Source organism: Aeromonas sp. S9(2024) (assembly GCF_041403185.1).
Taxonomy (GTDB): Bacteria; Pseudomonadota; Gammaproteobacteria; order Enterobacterales; family Aeromonadaceae; genus Aeromonas; species Aeromonas enteropelogenes.
Window position 1 is genome coordinate 259,115 of record NZ_JBGLRE010000001.1, and the last position, 18,898, is coordinate 278,012.

At 59.4% G+C, this 18,898-nt stretch carries 13 protein-coding genes; 10 read left to right on the top strand and 3 right to left on the bottom strand.

The window, feature by feature from the left end; all coding sequences use genetic code 11:
• Nucleotides 1-112: 112 nt before the first annotated feature.
• Together ACB028_RS01130 and nagE are read right to left on the bottom strand one after the other, a co-directional pair.
• Nucleotides 113-2,776 (bottom strand): beta-N-acetylhexosaminidase, encoded by a 2,664-nt coding sequence (locus ACB028_RS01130; protein WP_371143286.1) that lies wholly within the window; start codon nt 2,774-2,776, stop codon nt 113-115.
• A gap of 122 nt (nt 2,777-2,898) precedes the next feature.
• Nucleotides 2,899-4,377 carry an N-acetylglucosamine-specific PTS transporter subunit IIBC gene (nagE, locus tag ACB028_RS01135; protein WP_042025599.1) on the bottom strand — a complete coding sequence of 493 codons (1,479 nt, stop codon included), beginning with the start codon at nt 4,375-4,377 and terminating at the stop codon, nt 2,899-2,901.
• A gap of 273 nt (nt 4,378-4,650) precedes the next feature.
• On the opposite strand from nagE, the gene nagB reads away from it, so the two are divergent.
• From nagB to ACB028_RS01150, 3 genes are read left to right on the top strand one after another with little or no spacing between them, the layout of a single operon-like run.
• Nucleotides 4,651-5,451 (top strand): glucosamine-6-phosphate deaminase, encoded by an 801-nt coding sequence (nagB, locus tag ACB028_RS01140; protein WP_026457909.1) that lies wholly within the window; start codon nt 4,651-4,653, stop codon nt 5,449-5,451.
• A gap of 9 nt (nt 5,452-5,460) precedes the next feature.
• The gene (gene nagA / locus ACB028_RS01145) at nt 5,461-6,606 is read left to right on the top strand and encodes an N-acetylglucosamine-6-phosphate deacetylase (protein ID WP_026457908.1); all 1,146 of its coding nucleotides are present in this window, start codon (nt 5,461-5,463) and stop codon (nt 6,604-6,606) included.
• A gap of 4 nt (nt 6,607-6,610) precedes the next feature.
• Nucleotides 6,611-7,825 (top strand): ROK family protein, encoded by a 1,215-nt coding sequence (locus ACB028_RS01150; protein ID WP_042025596.1) that lies wholly within the window; start codon nt 6,611-6,613, stop codon nt 7,823-7,825.
• Nucleotides 7,826-7,908: 83 nt separating this feature from the next.
• Here ACB028_RS01150 and ACB028_RS01155 read toward each other — a convergent pair whose 3' ends face one another.
• Entirely contained in the window at nt 7,909-9,525 is a 1,617-nt protein-coding gene (locus ACB028_RS01155; protein WP_371143287.1) for a phosphoethanolamine transferase, read from the bottom strand.
• A 215-nt stretch (nt 9,526-9,740) separates the two neighbouring features.
• Between ACB028_RS01155 and ACB028_RS01160 the strand changes: the two genes are divergently transcribed.
• From ACB028_RS01160 to ACB028_RS01190, 7 genes are all read left to right on the top strand, one after another.
• Nucleotides 9,741-10,985 (top strand): HD-GYP domain-containing protein, encoded by a 1,245-nt coding sequence (locus tag ACB028_RS01160; protein ID WP_201977025.1) that lies wholly within the window; start codon nt 9,741-9,743, stop codon nt 10,983-10,985.
• 352 nt (nt 10,986-11,337) lie between these two features.
• Nucleotides 11,338-13,008: a LytS/YhcK type 5TM receptor domain-containing protein gene (locus ACB028_RS01165; protein WP_371143288.1), complete on the top strand. Its 1,671-nt coding sequence runs from the start codon at nt 11,338-11,340 to the stop codon at nt 13,006-13,008.
• Nucleotides 13,009-13,102: 94 nt separating this feature from the next.
• Nucleotides 13,103-13,807 (top strand): two-component system response regulator BtsR, encoded by a 705-nt coding sequence (gene btsR / locus ACB028_RS01170; protein ID WP_042072035.1) that lies wholly within the window; start codon nt 13,103-13,105, stop codon nt 13,805-13,807.
• Nucleotides 13,808-13,947: 140 nt separating this feature from the next.
• On the top strand, nt 13,948-15,369 hold the full coding sequence (locus ACB028_RS01175) for a carbon starvation protein A (protein WP_042025591.1): 1,422 nt from the start codon (nt 13,948-13,950) through the stop codon (nt 15,367-15,369).
• A 207-nt stretch (nt 15,370-15,576) separates the two neighbouring features.
• On the top strand, nt 15,577-15,915 hold the full coding sequence (locus ACB028_RS01180) for a DUF3302 domain-containing protein (protein WP_026457466.1): 339 nt from the start codon (nt 15,577-15,579) through the stop codon (nt 15,913-15,915).
• 3 nt (nt 15,916-15,918) lie between these two features.
• The gene (locus tag ACB028_RS01185) at nt 15,919-16,956 is read left to right on the top strand and encodes an HlyD family secretion protein (RefSeq protein WP_026457467.1); all 1,038 of its coding nucleotides are present in this window, start codon (nt 15,919-15,921) and stop codon (nt 16,954-16,956) included.
• A gap of 115 nt (nt 16,957-17,071) precedes the next feature.
• A complete protein-coding gene (locus ACB028_RS01190) occupies nt 17,072-18,832 on the top strand; it encodes a DEAD/DEAH box helicase (protein WP_371143289.1) in 1,761 nt (586 codons plus the stop codon).
• Nucleotides 18,833-18,898 lie beyond the last annotated feature (66 nt).

Consider the following 18,898-nt stretch of genomic DNA (forward strand, 5'->3'; position numbering starts at 1 on the left):
AATACACACAACAAAGGCTCACACGCATAGTCAACCTTTCCCAAGACCGATAGCCACCGCTCTTGGGAAAGGCGGGTCTTGCGACCCACCTTGCGTTATGGATTGAGAGCTATCAGTTCAGCTCGGTCACACGGCTGGTACGCTTGCCATCGAAGCTGACAGTGCGCAGGTAGACCTTGCCGGTCACGCTCGGCTTGGCCGCGGCGTCGTAGGCAGTCCAGGTGGTGCCATCCAGGCTGTACTGGATGGGCAGGCCCGGCAGATCCACGTTCGCTTCCAGCACACCGTTCACCACCCTGGCGCCCGGTACGGAGAGGCGGTATTCGACACCGGCCTGGTCGAGCTTGGGCAGCACGCGCTGACCCAGCAGGTTGGCGAACTGGTTCCACTCTTTGTTCAGAGTGGCTTTGTTGACGTGCTTGGTCTCACCGGAGAACTCGCGGCCCTTCACGTAATCCAGTTCGAAGCCACCCTTGTGCCAGGCACGCTCGGCCACAGAGAAGACACGGGGGTAAACCATGTACTCATACTGGGCATCGGTGCGCACGGTTTCGCTCCACTGCTGACCGGAGATACCCTTGAACTTGACCGGCTCCTGGTCACCCTTGGCCACGAAGGCGTTGCCGTCGCGGTCAACCGAGGTCTCGGCGTTCTGCGGCAGGTTTTCCGGGGCGAAGGCGAACACCTTGCGGGTGTCGTTGAAACGGGTTGCCCAGTAGTAGCCACGCTCGGCCGGGTGCACCTCGTTCGGGAAGTCGAAGTAGAGGTAATCCGGGTTGGAGAGCACCACGTCATAACCGTTGTGAGCCCACTTCATCGCTTCGTTGAAGCCACCCCAGTAGAGGGTCTCCCAGAAGTTGACGCGGGTCTTGTCGGTGGCGAACACGCTGGCATCCTTGGCGTACTTCAGACCATCTTCCCACGCCTGCAGGGTGGAGAAGCCGTGGCCCTTGACCATCTCGCTCACTTCCTTGGCGAAGTAGACCGGCAGCTCGGCCACGTCCTTGATCTTGCCATCCTCGATCATCTTCTGGCACATGGGGGACTTGCCAAACGGCTTGTCCTGCTTGCTCCAGTCGGTATTGCCGCGCCAACCCACCAGCTCTTCCGGTTTGGTGACGTTCGGGTCTTGATAACCACCGCCCAGCATGATGTTCTTCGCCTCGTCACCACCGTAGTGCCAGGCGGTCAGCGGCTGGCCGGCGGCCTCGTGCATCTTGGCCACTTCATCCATCACCTTGGCCACGAAGGTGGCGGCACCCGGCTGGCAGGGGTTGATGAAGGACATCTTGTCGTAGAACTGCACCGAGGTGACGTTGGAGGTATCAGCCGGGTCGGTCAGGCGGAACTGGTTCGCCTCAGCCTCTTTGCCTTCTGCCATCAGACGCTTGTAGCGCGCCTCCATGGAGACCACGGCGGCACGGGCGTGGGCCGGCATGTTGATCTCGGGGATCACGGTCACGCCGCGAGCCTTGGCATAACGCACCAGCTCGACGTAGTCAGCCTTGCTGTAGAAACCGGTGCCCATGTTGTCGCTGGTGGGGCCGGAGCCGAGCTGCGGCAGCAGGCACTGGGTTTCGGAGAGATCGTGGCAACGCTTGCTGCCGACATCGGTCAACTCCGGCAGGCCCGGGATCTCGATACGCCAGCCTTCATCGTTGGTCAGACCCAGGTGCAGCACGTTGAGCTTGGTGGCGGACATCTGGTCAACCAGCTTCTTCATGGTGTCCAGGCTGCGGAAGTGACGGGCCACGTCGGTCTGCATGCCACGGTATTCGAAGCGCGGCGCATCCTCGACACTCATCGGGGAGACCAGCTTGTCATCGACGCCCAGCAGGGAGACCAAGGATTGCGCGCCCCAGAAGGCACCCGCAATGTCATGGCCCTGGATGACGGTGCCCTTCTGGCCGATGGTCATGTCGTAGCCTTCGGCCTGCTTGACCTTGCTGCCAAGTTTGATGGTCACTGGATAGCCGGTGTCGGAGAGGGTAACACCCAGCTTGGTCAGTTGAGCCTTCAGGGTCTCGGCGCGATCGGTCGGCAGATCCAGGGCATTGAGCTTGATGGTGGAGAAGTCGACCTGCGGACCGGCTTTCACTACCTGCTTCATCGGGGTCGGCAGGATCTGGTTGTCGATCTTGCCTGCCGGCAGCAGGGTGCTGGTCTGGTTGGCAGCAAAACGGGTCTCGCTGTTCATCAGGATGTTGTTGTCATCCTTGGTACGCTTCCAGCCATCGGCTGGCATCGGCTTCTCGTAGGTGGTGGCATCATTGATATTGCTCATGCTGGCCAGCACTTTCGGCTCGGCCCCTTCGCTGGCCACATACCAGTTCGGCATGATGTCAGATTCGAACAATACCCAGTACTCCACGACCAGCGGCACTTCCACGGTCGCATCCTTGGCAAACCCCTGGAATTTCTCGGTCGGCGTCAAACGATAAAGGTCGCCAGTGAGGTGGGTAATGGTGAACTGGTCGTTGTCCACCCGCTGGATGCGGCGGATGGAGGAGACATAGAGGCTCCAGTCCTTGGAGGTCACATCGGCACCGGTGTTGGTCAGGTGCAGCTTGGCCACACCGCAGCTTGCCCACTCGGAGCCCAGCGCCTGGCAATCGAGACCGGCACCGGCACCGTCGTTGGTGACCACTTCATACTTGACCACCAGGTTGCTGGCGAGGGAGTCGACCACGGCTTGCTTGGCGGCATCGGCTGCCTGCACCTGGGTGGCAAAAACGGTAGACATGGCAATGGCTAACAGAGAATGTTTCAAGTTCATAACTGCTGCTCTCATTTGAAGTAAAGGTTGGAATTTCTTGGCTTTTTTTATATTGGGCCCCTAAGCGGGGCCCTTAGTTATGTCAACAATGGACTTAGACTTGAGGCGAGCTTGGCGCCCGATTAACGCAGGGCCTTCATTTCACCAGCGATGATTTCGGCCAATGGGCCCAGAATCACCTGCAGGTTCTGCTCACCGAGCTTGACCACACCGGCCGCGCCCAGAGCTTTGAGCTTGCGCTCATCCACGATGCTGCGATCTTTCAGAGTCAGACGCAGACGGGTGATGCAGGCATCGATGGTGACCAGGTTGTCATGACCACCCAGCACTTCCAGGTATTGCTTGGCCAGTTCGGTACGGTCGGTAGTCTGAGCAACCGCCGGAGCGCTCTCCTCTTCCTCTTCACGACCCGGGGTCTTCAGATTCAGCTTGGCGATGACGGCGCGGAAGACCACGTAGTACAGACCGAAGAACACCAGACCCTGGGCAATCAGCATGTACCAGTTGGTTGCCAGCGGGTTGCGGCTGGAGAGCACCATATCCACCAGACCGGCACTGAAGCCGAAACCGGCCATCCAGTGCATGGAGGCGGCGATGAACACGGAGATACCGGTCAGCACGGCGTGGATGACATACAGCACCGGCGCCACGAACATGAAGGAGAACTCGAGCGGCTCGGTTACACCAGTGAAGAAGGAGGCGAAAGCGGCGGCGATCATGATGGACGCAACTTTCTCTTTGTTCTCTTTCTTGGCGGAGTGGTAGATGGCCAGCGCGGCACCCGGCAGACCGAACATCATGATGGGGAAGAAGCCAGCCTGGTACATACCGACCACGCCTTTCACCTGATCCAGGCTCTTGCCAGCGGCCAGAGCGGCGTCGATGGTAGCCTGACCACCCAGGAAGTTCGGGATGTCGTTGATACCGGCCACGTTGAACCAGAACACGGAGTTCAGTGCGTGGTGCAGACCGATCGGGATCAGCAGACGGTTGAAGAAGGCGTAGATACCGGCGCCAGTGGAGCCCAGGCTCACGATGGACTCACCGAAACCGACCAGACCGCCATAGATGGCAGGCCATACGGCCATCAGGATGAAGGATACGATGATCATCACCACTGAGGTCACGATCGGCACCAGACGACGGCCGGAGAAGAAGGAGAGTGCCTTGTGCAGCTCGACGCTGCTGAAGCGGTTATAGAGCTCAGCGGCGATGACACCACACAGGATACCCACGAACTGGTTGTTGATCTTGCCAAACGCGGCCGGAACTTCTTCCAGGGGGATGCTCTTGATCTGGGCAACCGCGCCCGGGCTCAGCAGGGTGGTCACTACCAGGAAACCGACCAGACCGGCCAGTGCGGCAGAACCGTCTTTATCTTTGGACATACCATAGGCGACACCGACCGCAAACAACACGGACATGTTGTCGATAATGGCGGCGCCCGCCTTGATCAGGAAGGCAGCCAGCGCGCTGTCACCACCCCAACCATTCGGGTCAATCCAGTAGCCAACCCCCATCAGGATCGCAGCGGCAGGCAACACCGCTACCGGCACCATCAGGGCACGGCCGATCTTTTGTAAATAACCGAGAATGTTCACGGTTCCTCTCCTTAGTTAATGTATTTCTAGAAATTAAGTGCTTATCACGTTTGACGCATAAGCCATCAAGGCTTGATTGGCAGTCTAGGGGTTTTATTTCGCTGCGCAAATTAATAAACCGATAATCGTGATCATTATCACCCAAACAAGATAAAGGTAGCGGATAGATGTGGCTTAGTTCGCAATCTTTATTTACGCTATAAAACAACTTGAATCCATCTTAGCCCATTGCCACCGTCCAAGCGGTCGCAAACCGACACCGAGGAATCCAACATGCGTCTGATCCCGTTGAAATCTGCCAGCCAAGTCGGCCTCTGGTCAGCCCGTTACATCGTTGACCGTATCAATGCGTTCAAGCCGACCGCTGATCGTCCCTTCGTGCTCGGTCTGCCCACCGGCGGCACCCCGCTCAACACCTACAAGCGCTTGATCGAACTGCACAAGGCCGGTGAAGTGAGCTTCGAGCACGTGGTCACCTTCAACATGGACGAGTACGTGGGCCTGCCGGAAGATCATCCGGAGAGCTACCACAGCTTCATGTACAACAACTTCTTCAACCACGTGGACATTCGCCCGGAAAACATCAACATCCTCAACGGCAACGCCGAGGATCTGGTCGCCGAATGCAAGCGTTACGAGGACAAAATCAAGTCCTACGGCAAGATCCACCTGTTCATGGGCGGTGTGGGCAATGACGGCCACATCGCGTTCAACGAGCCGGCCTCCTCCCTCTCCTCCCGCACCCGGGTCAAGACCCTGACCGAAGACACCCGTATCGCCAACTCCCGCTTCTTCGGCGGCGATACCGAACAGGTGCCCAAGCTGGCGCTGACCGTGGGTGTCGGTACCCTGATGGATGCCGAAGAGATCATGATCCTGGTGACCGGCCACAGCAAGGCGCTGGCCCTGCAGGCCGCCGTGGAAGGCAGCGTCAACCACATGTGGACCATCTCCACCCTGCAACTGCACCCGAAAGGCATGATGGTATGTGACGAGCCCTCCACCATGGAGCTCAAGGTCAAGACGGTGCGTTACTTCCAGCAGCTGGAAGCCGCCAACATCGGCCGCCTGTAAGGAGTGAACATGTACGCATTGACCAACTGCACCCTCTACACCGGCAGCTGTGTGCTGACCGGTTACGGGGTCGTCATCGAGGGCGACAAGATTGTCGCCATCTCCCATCTGGATGAGTTGCCCGAGGGGATCGAGCGATTCGATCTTGAGGGCGCCAACCTGACCGCCGGTTTCATCGACGTCCAGCTCAACGGCTGTGGCGGCGTGATGTTCAACACCGACATCAAGGTGGAGACCCTGGCCATCATGCAGGCGGCCAACCTCAAATCCGGTACCACCAGCTTCCTGCCGACCCTGATCACCAGTCCGGATGCAGACATGAAGCAGGCCGTCGCCGTCACTCGCGACTACATGGCGGCGCACCCCAACGAGGTGCTGGGGGTACATCTGGAAGGCCCTTACACCAATCTCAAGCGCAAGGGGATCCATCCTGCCGCCCAGATCCGCCAGCCGGCGGACGAGATGATCGACTTCTTCTGTGCTAACGCCGATGCCATCGCCAAGATCACCCTGGCCCCCGAGCGCAACGATCCGGCCCATATCCGCCGTCTGGTGGAAGCCGGCATCCTGGTCTCCGCCGGCCACACCGCCGCCAGTTACGATCAGGCGATGGCGGGCTTTGACAATGGCATCCGCTTTGCCACCCACCTCTACAACGCCATGACCCCGACCCTGAACGGCCGCGAGCCTGGCGTGGTCGGTGCCATCTACGATCGCAAGGATGTCTACACCGGTGTCATCGTCGATGGTCACCACGTGCACTACGCCAACGTGCGCCTGGCCCACAAGATCCTCGGCGAGCGACTGGTGCTGGTCACCGATGCCACCGCGGCGGCAGGCGCGCCGGAAGGCTTTGAGAAATTTGATTTTTGTGGCACGACCGTGTTTTTACGCGATGGTCAGTGCATTGACGAGAATGGTACACTCGGCGGCTCTTCCCTCACCATGATTGAAGGGGTGGAGAATCTGGTCAAACAGGTCGGATTACCGCTTGATGAAGCACTGAGAATGGCCAGCCTCTACCCGGCGCGCGCCATTGGATGGGACTCACGTCTCGGTAGTATCCAGGTCGGCAAGATTGCCAACCTCACTGTATTCGATCAGGACTTCACGGTCCGCGGGACCGTGGTTAACGGACACTACACACAACAGTGACATCATGACTGGCGGACAAATAGCAAACGTAGATCTTATCAAGCAGGTCAACAGTGCGGCCGTGTATCGGCTCATCGACCTGCAAGGGCCCATCTCCCGGGTCAAAATTGCCGAACTGAGTCACCTGGCCCCGGCCAGCGTGACCAAGATCACCCGGCAACTGATCGAGCATGGCCTGATCAAGGAGACCTCGCCGCAAGCCTCCACCGGCGGACGGCGTGCCATCTCCCTGACCACCATCAAGCATCGCTTTCAATTTGTCTCTGCCAAGCTGGGCCGTGGCTACCTGCACCTGAGTCTCTATGATCTCGATGGCAAGGAGCTCGACCAGCACATTACCCAGGTGGCCGAGATCGACCAGCAACCCGTGGTCGACATGCTGCTGCGGGAGATTGGCGCCTTTATCGATGCCAACAGCGAACGCAGCCGCAATCTCATCAGCATCGCGCTGACTATGCCGGGTTTGGTCAACCCCGAATCCGGCATGGTTATCTACACCCCCAAGTACCAGATCCGCAACCTGCCGCTGGCGAAGCTCCTGGAGAACCACTTCAACCTGCCCTGCTATGTGGGCAACGACACCCGCTCGCTGGCGCTGGCCGAGCACTTCTTTGGCGAGTCCCGCGACTGCATGGACTCGATCCTGGTGAGCGTGCACCAGGGGACGGGGTCGGGGATCATCACCAAGGGGCAGGTGTTCTTAGGCCAGAACCGCAACGTGGGCGAGATCGGCCACATCCAGGTCGAACCCCTCGGCAAGCGCTGCCACTGCGGCAACTTCGGCTGCCTCGAGACCATTGCCTCCAACGAAGCCATCGTCGACAAGGTGAAGGAGCTCATCAGCCGCGGCCACCAGAGCTCGCTGCAGGAGAAGCACATCACCATCCAGGAGGTGTGCAAGGCAGCGCAAGCGGGGGATGAACTGGCTCACAGCGTGATCGAGAACGTGGGGGAGCATCTGGGACGGGCGGTGGCCATCACGGTCAACCTGTTCAACCCGCAGAAGGTGCTGATCGCCGGCGAAATCACCGCCGCCGAAGAGATCCTGTTCCCGGCCATCCGCCGCTGTGTCGAACACCAGTCGCTGCCAAGCTTCCACCGTGGCCTGCCCATCGTGAAGGCGCGCTTCCAGAACCAGCCCACCATCGGCGGCTTTGCCCTGGTGAAACGGGCCCTGCTGGAAGGGGATCTGCTGCAGATCATCATGGAGCAGAAGTAGCCCTGGTGACGCAAGGTACATAATGACAAACGGCAACCCTCGGGCTGCCGTTTTGTTTTGCTTGTTTGCCTGGAGTTAGGCCCCTACCCCGCCCGGCACGGCTTGAACAGGTCCAGCGCTTCGTTGTAAACCTTGGTCTGTACATCCATGATCCCCAGCATCGAGTGGAACAGGTTATCGTGGGAGAAGCGCTTGCTGCCCGCCTCCTGCTGCAGACAATCCATGTTCAGCTGACGATCCGTCTGCAACTGGGGGGAGAACCAGGTCAGCAGCGGCACTCGGGTCTGATCATCCGGCGCGAACTTGTAGGGCGTACCGTGCAGATAGAGGCCCATGGCACCGAGGGATTCGCCGTGATCCGAGAGGTAGACCAGCCCCACGTTGTACTGACTCTCCAGGGATTTCAGCTTGTCGATGAGCCGAGCCACCACCTTGTCGGTGTAACGGATGGTGTTGTCATAGGTGTTCACCAGCTCCTCGTTGCTGCAATTCTCGATGTCGCTGCGCGGGCAGTCCGGCACGAAGGTGCGCTCGCTGGCGGGATAGCGGCGGAAATAGGTGGGTCCATGGCTGCCCATCAGGTGAAACGCCACCAGCTTGTTGCCCTTCATGGCGGCGATCTGCTGATCCAAGCCTTCCAGCAGCACCTCGTCATAGCAGGAGTCACCCTTGCAAAGGGCCGGATAATCCCTGGGGGCAATTTCTATGGTTGGCACATTGCGGCACACCCCTTTGCAGCCCCCGTCATTCTCTTTCCAGAGCACGGAGACACCGGCATGCTGCAGCACATCGAGCAGACCGTCACGGGAGCCGGCCAGCTGATCATCGTAGCCGCGGCGGGTCAGGTTGGAGAACATGCAGGGCACCGAGACCGCCGTCGCCGTGCCGCAGGATCGCACATCCCGAAACGACACTATCCCCTCCTCTTTTGCGGTAAAGCTGTTGGTCGCCTTGGCATAACCGTTGAGGGAGTAGTTCTGGCTGCGCGCCGTCTCCCCCACGACCAGGAACATCAGGGTCGGCTTGGTATCCTTGGCGATCAGCTTGGCATCGGTGCCGATCTGCTGGTAGGGGATCGGAGTCGCGAAGACCACATCACGGACATATTTGTAGAGCCCGTTAACATAGTTGGCGGGCACTATCTCCTTGCCAAGGGACTTGTTGTTGCGCCCGACCGAGGCGTAATCCTGGTAATAGAGGGTGGCTATGCTGCCCACCACCAGCAGGGAGAGCGCCAGCGAACCGGCGCGCAGCGCCAGTCCCTTGTACCAGGTGGCGGGATAGCGGATCTTCAGCGACCAGAGCCCCAGGGTCGGCAGTATGCCGGTCAGCAAGAACCAGAGAGCGACCGACCCGTTCAGATAGGAGGTGGCTTCCCTACTGTTGGTCTCCACTATGTTTTGCATCATGCCGGCATCGAAGACAACGCCATATTTGAGCATGGCGTAGCTGACGATGGAGCCGGTCAGGATCAGCAGGGTAAAGAAGGGTTTGAGGACAAAGCGGAAGGTAAAAGGAATAAAGACGGCATTGAGCGCCGCTACCAACACTAGGGGAATGGAGAGTACGAATCCGGTTTTGACATGCTCCAGACCGCTGAGCACCTTGTAGAAATGCAAAAAGATCGGCCAGTTCAGCACCAGCGCAAAAAACAGTACCAGCAGCAAATTCGCCTTCAGCACACCGAGCGCAATACGCATTAACAACTCCTAGCGAACGGGTCAGCCTATGATTGACCCGGATTAACTGACTAAAACCATGGCGTCAGACTAATCGGCGAAACTTAAGAGTGAATTAAGAGAGAAAGAGGTCACAACCTGGCCCTTCTCCAAGGGTGCTAAACGGATTTTTAGTTGTCTATCCATCGGATTTTGCTAGCTTGTTTGAGAGGCATTCAAGAAATGCAGGCATTCCAATGGCACTGATCCAGGTTTCGATAGAACAGTTGAAGGTAGGCCACTTCATCCATCTGCCAACCGGATGGACCAACCACCCTTTTATGTTTAATACCTTCAAGATCAAAGACCAGCAGCAACTCGACATCATTCGCCACCTCGATCTCCACCTTCTGATGGTTGACCCGGACAAGAGCGATCTCCCCGTCGAACCCTTGCTGCGCGGGGATGTACCGGATGCTGGCCCCGATCTTGACGAGCTGGATGCCACAGAAGAGCCGACAGATTCCGGCCCTCCCCCCTTCGATGAGAAAGCCTTTCGCCGCTCCATGCGCGCCGCCGACAAGGCCTTTGGCCAGTCGATGTCGGAGCTTCGCGACGCCCTGGGCGCCCTCAACCTCAAACCTGATGAAGGCTTGGCCAACGCCGCCCAGCTGGTGCGCAATACCGCCGCCCGCCTGAGCGAACATGAAGGCCCCCTCGGCCTGCATCTGATCCGCAGCCCCCATACCGATGTTCTGTTGCAGCACAGCCTCAACGTCGCCTTCATCGCCATGCTGATGGGACGCGAGCTGGGGATGAATCCGGTCGCACTGGAAGAGGCGGGGCTGGCGGGGCTTATCCACGACATCGGCGAGCTGAAGGTGCCGACCCAGATCACCTTGAAGCGGGGAGAATTGAACAAGGCCGAGCAGAACTTTCTCAACATGCATCCCCAATACGGGCTGGACATGCTGACCCAGCTCAACGCCTTCGAGCCGAAGATCCGCCAGGTGGCTCATCTGCATCACGAGCGGCTCGATGGCAGCGGTTATCCACTGGGGCTCAAGGGAGGGGATATACCACCGCTGGCCCGTCTCATCGGGCTGGTGGACTATTATGACGAACTGCTGCACCCCCGCAGCAGCGCCAGTGCCGCCGCCCCCAGCCAGGCCATCAGCCAGCTCTACAAGCTGTCCCAGAAAAAATTTGACCAGAATCTGGTCAAATTGCTGATCAAGGTCCTGGGGGTGTATCCACCGGGTTCTCTGGTCAAAATGTCCGACGACAGCATAGGGCTGGTGCTCTCCACCGAGCCCACCATGCCCCTCAAACCCAAGTTGCTCCCCTATATCAAGGCCCAGCGCCCGGAAGCCGTCACCATGATCGATCTGCGGGAAGACGAGCGCACCATCACGGGCTGTATCAGACAGGAGGATCTGGATGAGGGGCAGCGCCAGTTCTTCAATCTGACTCGCCGCTTCTGTTATTACTTCGCTTTTTGAGTTATCCCCAGAAGCTGGGGATAACTCATTGGACAAACCGGAATAATCACTCGAATACCCACCGGAAAGTTGCCATCCGGCCATGTATAAAAAACGCCCAGCCAGTGGCCGGGCGGAGCATGCTACCTCCATGTAGCCTATCCAGCGGATAGATTTATGCTCCATCCACCAATAGCAACCCCGGCTCGCTTACACAAATATCAATTTAACATGCTGATTTAATATGGTTTTATCCACATGTTCTGGCAAACTGGCGGCCCGCGTCGCAAAATTGGCCCCCTAGAACAAGATCCTGATCACACTTGTTCAGACACAGGCTGTTTTTTAATCTTTCCCTTGAGGAGCGTTTTTTATGCAGTTGGTTCTCTCCTTGCTGCAACAGATGAGCGTCAGCCTGGTGATCGCCTATCTCTTCTCAAAAAGCCCTCTGCTGCGCCCGCTGGCCAACTACTCCGTCAGGCTTCCACACAAAATACTGATATATATCATTTTTTCTGCTTTCTGCATCCTTGGCACTTACGTGGGGCTGGATATCGATGATGCCATCGCCAATACCCGGGCGGTCGGCGCCGTGCTGGGGGGCCTGCTGGGGGGACCGCTGGTGGGCTTTCTGGTGGGACTGACCGGGGGATTGCACCGCTATACCCTGGGGGGATTTACCGATCTGGCCTGCGCCATCTCCACCACTTGTGAAGGACTGCTGGGCGGTCTGGTGCACTGGCGCTTGATGCGATCCGGCCAGATGGGCGCGCTGTTTGAACCCAAGGTTGCCTTCTTCACCACCCTTTACGCCGAAATGCTGCAGATGGTGATCATCTTGCTGGTGGCCGCCCCCTTCGACAAGGCGCTGCTGCTGGTGCGCACCATCGCCACCCCGATGATCCTGGCCAACTCCTGCGGGGCGGCGCTCTTCATCAGCATGATCCGCGACCAGCAATTGATGTACGAGAAGTTCTCACGGGTCTTCTCCGCCAAGGCGCTTAACATCGCCAACCGCACCGTGGGGATCATGAGCCAGGGCTTCACCCCGGAGGCGAGCAGCAAAATCGCCAAAATTATTCAGGAAGAGACCGGGGTCGGCGCCGTCGCCATCACGGATACCGACAAAATCCTCGCCTTTATCGGGATCGGGGAGGATCACCACAAGCCGGGTACCCCCATCACCTCGGCCACCACCATGGAGGCCATCGCCCAGAACAAGGTGCTGTTTGCCGATGGCAACAGCCAGCCCTACCGCTGCAGCATTTCACCCCAGTGCCAGCTCGGCTCTGTGCTGGTGATCCCGCTGCAGGGGGACAAAGGGGTGATCGGCACCATCAAGCTCTACGAGCCGAAGAAGCGGCTGTTTCTCAAGATCAACCACACCCTGGGCGAGGGGATTGCCAACCTGCTGTCGCAGCAGCTGCTGGCCGGTCGGCTGGAGCAGCAACAGCGGCTGCTGGTGCAATCCGAGCTCAAGCTTATTCAGGCCCAGATCAACCCCCATTTCCTGTTCAACACCCTCAACACCATCAGTGCCATCACCCGGCGGGATCCGGACAAGGCGCGCGAGCTATTGCTGCACCTATCCCTGTTCTTTCGCAAGAACCTCAAGCGCCACAGCGGCCTCAGCACCCTGCAGGAGGAGCAAGAGCACTGTCAGTCCTATCTGGAGATTGAGCTCGCCCGCTTTGGCGATCGCCTGACGGTGATCAACGAAATCCCGGCCCATCTGGCCAACCTGCAGCTGCCGAGCTTTACCCTGCAGCCGCTGATTGAAAATGCCATCAAGCACGGCATCTCGACCCTGCTGGAGCAGGGGCGGATCCGCCTCTATACCGAGGAGCACGCCGACTGCGTGACCATCCACGTCGAGGACAACGCTGGCTCCTGGCAACCCCAGCCGGCCGGCGATGGCCTGGGCATGACCATAGTGGACAGGCGACTCAAGAGCGCCTTTGGCGAGCGCTACGGGGTGAGCGTTGCGTGCGAGCCGGAGCAGTGGACCCGGGTCTCCTGCACCATTCCAAAAGTGGCTCCCTGATGCAGGCCGTTATCTCTGTCCTGGCGTCAGCAGGAGATAGCGCCGGCCCTGTGCCCGACCCCATGCACCCATTCATGTTTGATAGGAGGAAATCATGATCCGCGCCCTGCTTGTCGATGACGAGCCTTACGCCCGTGAAGAGCTGGCCCAGCAATTGGCCGGCTATCCCGACATCGAGATCCTGGGCACGGCGGCCAACGCCATCGAGGCGCTGCCGCTTATCCAGCAGCTCAAGCCACAAGTGGTGTTTCTCGATATCCAGATGCCCAAGCTCAGCGGCATGGAGCTGGTGGCCATGCTCGATCCCCTGCCCCGCATCGTGTTTGTCACCGCCTTCGACGAGTACGCCATCCAGGCGTTCGAGGAGAACGCCTTCGACTACCTGCTCAAACCGGTGGAACCCGCCCGGCTGGCCAAGACCATCGCCCGCCTGCGCCAGGACATCAGCCCGCAACCGATTGAGAAGCTGGCCCCCGCCATTCACCACATTCCGGGTTATCTGCACAACCGGGTGCGCCTCTTGCCCATCAATCAGGTGGAGTATGCCTTCTCCGATCTCGGCGGCGTCCATGTGGCTTGCCAGGGTGAGTTGTTTCATACCCAGCTCACCCTCAAATCCCTGGAAGAGAAGAGCCCGCTGCTGCGTTGTCACCGCCAGTATCTGATCGCCCCCGAGGCGATCTTCGAAATCCAGCTGCTGGAAAACCAGCTGGCGGAAATAGTCACGCCGAGCGGCGCCCGGGTGCCGGTGAGCCGCCGCTACCTCAAGGAGTTGAAGGATAGGCTGGGTCTGGAGTAAGGCCGTTTGTGTGCGCCTGATCACAGGCACCAACCACTCGCAGCGCCATGGCGCCGCTCGTCCCGTTTCCACTGCCGGCAGCGCCCATCCCCGCTAGACTGCTCATGCACATCAAAGAATAACAATGCAGGAGCGTAACAATGGTCTGGTTCTTCCTATGCGTCGGCTTGCTCGTAGCCGGCTATTTCGTATACGGCAAATTCATCGAACGGATATTTGGCCCGAAACCCGAGCTGAAAACCCCCGCCATCACCATGGCGGACGGGGTTGACTATGTCCCCATGTCGGACAAGAAAGTCTATCTGGTCCAACTGCTCAACATCGCCGGCGTCGGCCCCATCTTCGGCCCCATCCTGGGTGCCTTGTATGGTCCGGTCGCCATGCTGTGGATCGTGTTTGGCTGCATCTTCGCCGGTGCGGTACACGACTACTTCTCCGGCATGCTGTCGGTGCGCGCCAAGGGCGCCTCGGTGCCGACCGTGGTCGGTGAGCACCTGGGCAACGCCGCCAAGCACTTCATGAACCTGTTCGCCGTAGTCCTGTTGATGCTGGTGGGCGTGGTGTTCGTGCTGAGCCCGGCAGGCCTGCTGGCTAACCTGACCTCCACCGATCTGGTCTACTGGATCATGGCCATCTTCGCCTACTACATCCTGGCGACCATAGTGCCCATCGACAAGATCATCGGCCGCTTCTACCCCATCTTCGGCGCACTGCTGGTATTCATGTCGGTCGGCCTCATCATCGGCCTGATCGTCTCCGGCAAGGGCTTCTACAACACAGGGATGGACTTCTCCAACCTGCACCCGACTGATCTGCCCCTGTGGCCGCTGCTCTTCATCACCATCGCTTGTGGTGCTGTGTCCGGCTTCCACGCCACCCAGTCCCCGCTGATGGCGCGCTGCATGCAGAACGAAAAATCCGGCCGCTTCATTTTCTACGGCGCCATGATCGGTGAAGGCATCATCGCCCTCATCTGGTGCACCCTGGGTCTCTCCTTCTACGACAGCACTGAAGCGCTCAACGCCACCCTGGCAAGCGGCGGTCCCTCTGCCGTGGTACACGAAGTCTCCACCAGCCTGCTCGGCACCGTTGGCGGCATCCTGGCCATCCTCGGCGTGGTGATCCTGCCCATCACCTCGGGTGACACCGCGTTTCGCAGCGCCCGCCTCATCGTGGCGGACTTCCTGAACCTGACCCAGAAGCCGATGGCCAAGCGTCTGCTGATCGCCATCCCCATGTTTGTCCTCGGTTTCATCATCTCCAAGGCCGAGTTCGGGGTGATCTGGCGCTACTTCGGCTGGGCCAACCAGACTACCGCCGTCATGATGCTGTGGGCCGCTGCCGCCTACCTCATCAAGGAGGGCAAGCTGCACTGGGTATGCACCATCCCGGCCATGTTCATGACTGCCGTGGTGTTCACCTACCTGGCCAACGCCCCCATCGGTTTTGGTCTGGAGATGGGTATCTCCACCATCATCGGTCTGGTCGCCACTGCCGTGATCACCGCCACCTTCCTGATCAAGTTCCGCCAGCCACTGGTGAGCCAGACCAGCGAGAGTTGACGCAAATAACACCTGAATCAAAAGGGGGCCCGTGCGGCCCCCTTTTTGATGAAAACAATATTAACGCCCTTCCTTGAAAACCCCATCCCAAATCAGGCTTTCCGCATTATCATGTCGGGCGATATCACGTTAACGATGTGATTATTAATTGCTTTAGTGGCAACAAAAACCAATTATCAATGGGTGCTCAAGCCGCCGGAGGTCTACATGTCCCTTGATTACTTTGCACTCGGTCTGCTCGTGTTTGTCGGGTTGGTCATCTTCTACGGCATCATCGTGATCCACGATATTCCCTACGAGATAGCCAAGCACCGCGACCACCCCCATCAGGACGCCATTCATGTCGCCGGTTGGGTCAGTCTCTTCACCCTCCATGTCCTCTGGCCCTTTCTCTGGATCTGGGCAACCCTCTACCGCCCCGATCGCGGCTGGGGCTTCAACAAGCGTCTGGCAAAGGATGAAGAGGAACTCGCCGCCCTCAGGGAGGAGCTGGCCGAGCTGAAAAACCGCCTCAACCATATCGAACAGAGCGAACAAAAGGGATAAGCCATGGACCTGCTACTGATCCTGACCTACACGGCCATCTGTGTGGCCATCTTCAAAATCTTCCGTATCCCGCTCAACAAGTGGACAGTACCGACGGCGGTACTCGGGGGCGTGTTGATCATCGGCACCCTGATCATGCTGATGAACTACAACCACCCCTACTCCGAAATGGCGCGCAACTACTATATCTCCACCCCTATAGTGCCGCTGGTGAAGGGGCGCGTCGTGGAGGTGCCCGTCAAACCGAACCAGCAGGTCAAACAGGGGGACGTGCTGTTCCGTATCGACGACACGCCGTTCAAGCAGCAGGTTGCCAGCCTGCAGGCCCGCCTGCAGTCAAACCAGGATCACATCAAGTCCATCGACGCACGCCTGCGCTCCGCCCGGCTGGATCGTGACCGCGCCCAGGAGTTGCTGCGCCGCGGCATCGGCAAGCAGCGGGATCTCGACGTGAGCCAGGCCAATGTCGACGATCTGGTCTCCCAGCTCGATCAGCAGCGCGCCCTGGTCAACGACGTACAGGCCCAGCTGGAGAAAGCCCGTTATGACCTCGAGCAGACGGTGGTGCTTGCCCCCTCCGATGGCTTCGTGCTGCAACTGGCGCTGCGTCCGGGCATGATTGCCACCCCCTACCTCTATCGCCCCGTCATGACCTTCGTACACCAGAGCGAGAACTACTACGTGGGCTGGTTCTGGCAAAACAGCATGCAGCGACTGGAAGTTGGCGACGAGGCCGAAGTGGTGATCGACGGCATTCCCGGCAAGATCTTCAAGGGCGAAGTCACTGTCGTGGTGCCCGCCATCGCCGCCGGTAACGTACAGGCCAACTCAGGTCTGCTGGACCAGAGCACCGCCCAGCGCCCGGGTCGCTTGCCGGTCACCATCAAGATCACCGACCCCGAGTGGTCCAAGTATCAGGTGATTGCCGGTGCCAGCGGCCAGGCGGCCATCTACACCCACCACTTCCACCATGTTTCCATCATGCGCAAAGTGCTGCTGCGGATGGCGAGCTGGCTCAACTACCTGTTCCCCTTCCACTAAGCTTCATTGCCATCTCCTGTCCAGAGGGCCGCGCTTGCCGGCCCTCTGTTTTTAAGCCAGACATTTAAAAACCGAATCCCTATAATGGCGCCATCTTGCAGCAGCCAGTCTCCCCATGTTCGTTCTCAGACCCTATCAAACCGACGCCGTCAACGCCGTCATCAGCCACTTTCGCAAACATCCGGATCCCGCCGTCATCGTGCTGCCCACCGGGGCTGGCAAGAGTCTGGTGATCGCCGAGCTGGCGCGAAAAGCTCGCGGCCGGGTGCTGGTGCTGGCCCACGTCAAGGAGCTGGTGGAGCAGAACCACGCCAAGTACGAGGCCTGGGGGCTCAAGGCCGACATCTTCGCCGCCGGACTGTCTCGCAAGGAGGCCAGCGCCCAGGTGGTGTTCGGCTCGGTGCAGTCGGTGGCGCGTAATCTGGCGGCCTTCGATGGCGCCTTCTCCCTGCTCATCATCGACGAGTGCCACCGGGTCTCGCTCGATGACGACAGCCAGTACCATCAGGTGATCGAACACCTCAAGGCCGCTAATCCGGCCCTCAAGATCCTCGGCCTCACCGCCACCCCCTATCGACTGGGTCTGGGCTGGATCTACCGGCGCCACTACCACGGCATGGTGAAGAGCCACGGGGATCGGCTGTTTGGCGACTGCGTGTTCGAGCTGCCCCTGCGTTTCATGGTGAAAAACGGCTACCTGACGCCGCCGCGCATGGTAGATGCCCCCATCGTTCACTACGACTTCAGCAAGCTGGTAGCGCGGGAAAACGGCCTGTTCAGCGAGGCGGATCTCAACGGCGAGCTCAAGCGTCAGGAGCGGGTCACCCCCCATATTCTGAGCCAGGTACTGGAGTATGCCGCCGAGCGCCAGGGGGTGATGATCTTCGCCGCCACCGTCGAACACGCCCGTGAAATTCACGGCCTGCTGGGTGCCAAAGGAGAGAAAGCAGCCCTGATCACCGGCGAAACCCCGGGGCCGGAACGCGATGCCCTTATCAGCGCGTTCAAGGCCCGCGAACTCAAGTTTCTGGTCAACGTGGCGGTGCTCACCACCGGCTTTGACGCCCCCCATGTCGACCTTATCGTGATGCTCAGACCCACCGAGTCGGTGTCGCTCTACCAGCAGATAGTGGGGCGCGGCCTGCGCCTGTCACCGGGCAAAACCGATTGCCTGGTGCTCGATTATGCCGGCAACAACTTCAACCTGTTTGCCCCCGAGGTGGGGGAACCCAGGCCCCACGCCGGCACCGAGCCGGTGCAGGTGCCCTGCCCCGCCTGCGGCTTTGCCAACACCTTCTGGGGCAAGACAGACGAAGAGGGCAAGGTCATAGAGCACTACGGCCGCCGCTGTCAGGGGTTGTTTGAAGATGACGAGGGCCACCGCGAGGAGTGTGACTACCGCTTTCGAGCCAAGATCTGCCCCGCCTGCGGCGCCGAAAACGACATCGCCGCCCGCCGCTGCCAGAGCTGCAATCAGCTGCTGGTGGATCCGGACGACAAGCTTAAAGAAGCGCTCAATCTCAAGGACTGCATGGTGATCCGCTGCGCCGGCCTCACTCTGGCCGCTGGCCGTGGCAAACAGGGGGAGCGGCTGGAGGTGACCTATCACGACGAGGATGGCCTTACCCTATGCGAATACTTCGCTTTTCACTCCGTCGGCGCACGGCGCTTGTTTCAACAGCGCTTTGTGCGTCATCATTGGCCCGCCCCGGGACTGGAGCCCGAATTTGCCACCCTGGAGAGCGTGCTGGCCGTATCCGGCCAGTTCCGTCACCCGGATTTCGTCATCGCGCGCAAGTCAGGACGTTTTTGGCAGGTGAAAGAGAAAATTTTTGATTATGACGGCCGGTATCGAACTGCCAACGCCCTCTATTGAGGACGAGCGCCGGTCGGCAGATGAACATCGTCGATTATCAGAGTCGGTACTCCACTGCCGACGCCC